The sequence below is a fragment of the Sporosarcina koreensis genome, assembly GCF_001531445.1.
In the GTDB taxonomy this organism is placed as follows: domain Bacteria; phylum Bacillota; class Bacilli; order Bacillales_A; family Planococcaceae; genus Sporosarcina; species Sporosarcina koreensis_C.
Map to the genome: position 1 here is coordinate 12,605 of NZ_LQYA01000189.1, position 1,569 is coordinate 14,173.

Annotated in this window: 2 protein-coding genes and 1 pseudogene; all 3 read right to left on the minus strand. The window is 46.5% G+C overall.

Annotated features, from left to right (window positions below):
• Positions 1-64: 64 nt before the first annotated feature.
• Positions 65-694: an orotate phosphoribosyltransferase gene (pyrE, locus tag AWV70_RS16910; RefSeq protein WP_060209593.1), complete on the minus strand. Its 630-nt coding sequence runs from the start codon at positions 692-694 to the stop codon at positions 65-67.
• Positions 687-1,406: an orotidine-5'-phosphate decarboxylase gene (gene pyrF, locus AWV70_RS16915; RefSeq protein WP_060209595.1), complete on the minus strand. Its 720-nt coding sequence runs from the start codon at positions 1,404-1,406 to the stop codon at positions 687-689. Before pyrF ends, pyrE begins: the two co-directional genes overlap by 8 nt.
• Positions 1,403-1,569 (minus strand): annotated as a pseudogene (locus AWV70_RS16920) (dihydroorotate dehydrogenase catalytic subunit); the annotation flags it as partial. The pseudogene AWV70_RS16920 and the gene pyrF, both read right to left, overlap by 4 nt.

Genomic DNA, 1,569 nt, shown 5'->3' on the forward strand with positions numbered 1-1,569 from the left:
GGGTTTATGATCACTTGCAAGATTTTATGACCAGAAATGGTGACGTATTGGAAAGCCCCCTTTTTTATTTCAACAATCCAGCTTTCAATTTTGTATGCCACTCAAGTAGGCCGGCCATTGACTCCTGTGTAATTGCTTCGCTTTCTTTCGCCATCTCTATAAGGGCTCCGAAATCCGTCAAACTCTTATAGGTTACATCTGCTTCTGTGAATGCTTTATCCGCACTTTCCAGCTCATATGTAAAAATGGAGACGACGCCTGAGACTTTGATTCCTTCAGATTGCAAAGCTTCGACGGCATTCAGACTGCTGCCCCCTGTGGAAATCAAATCTTCAATGATGATCGCTTTATCCTCAGGTTTCACTTTCCCCTCGATTTGACGGCTTCGACCATGTCCCTTCGCTTTTGAACGGATATACACCATCGGCAAGCCAAGAATATCTGCCACCCATGCCGCATGTGGAATGCCGGCTGTTGCCGTTCCCGCAATCAATGTCGTTTCAGGGTAATAAGTTCTAATTAGCCCCGCGAGCCCTTCCGCAATTTGCTTTCGTCCGACTGGATCGGACATCGTCAGCCGATTATCACAGTAAATCGGTGATTTTATGCCGGATGCCCATGTGAATGGATCCTCAGGACTCAGTTCCACTGCACCAACATTCAATAGAATTTCCGCGATTTCCTTTTTACCCAATCCACTCTACCCCTTTCCATCTTGCGTTAATTTGTTCGTAGGCTGCGCGGGGATCCGATGCACCTGTAATTGCCCTGCCAACTACGATATGCGTCGATCCTTCCTGCCTAGCTTCCTCAGGTGTTGCGATTCTTTTCTGGTCTTGGGTCCCGCTTTCGGGGAGACGGATCCCAGGAGTAACTTTCAGGAATTCACGGCCGCATACTTCTGAAATGATAGCTGCTTCATGAACAGAGCAAACGACCCCATCCAACCCGGAATCTTTTGTCAGTTTCGCGTACTGAAGTACAGACTCTTGAAGGGAAATTTGAATAAGCTGTTCTTCCCTGACTTGCCGCTCATCCGTAGATGTTAATTGAGTCACACCGATGATTGAAGGGCGTTTCATTCCTGACGGAGTCCCTTTATCAAGCCCTTCGAGCGCAGCTTCCATCATTGATTTACCACCGGCTGCATGGACATTGACCAAGTCTACACCTAAGCTTGCCAATACTTCCATTGCCGATTTTACTGTATTCGGGATGTCATGGAGCTTCAAGTCCAGGAATATATCGAAACCGCGCTCTTTCAATTTGGAAATGATTGCAGGACCTTCTTTGTAATAAAGTTGCATGCCTACTTTCACATTTACGTCCCCTTCAAATGCGTGGAGAAATTCGAATGTTTGTTGTGCTGATTCAAAATCCAATGCGATAATTGGAGGTTTCTTCATAATCGGTGGCTCCTTCCAACAAGCTCTGAAATTTGATTGACGCCGAGCTCGTCCAATTTAGCCGGAAGCTCTTCAATGATTTTCGGACAAATGAATGGGTCTACAAAATTCGCGGTCCCTACAGCCACCGCACTCGCACCTGCTGATAGGAAATCGATGACAT

Coding starts and splice junctions, on each gene's coding strand:
- pyrF (WP_060209595.1), bottom strand. CDS start 1,406: ATGAAGAAACCTCCAATTATCGCATTGGATTTTGAATCAGCACAACAA.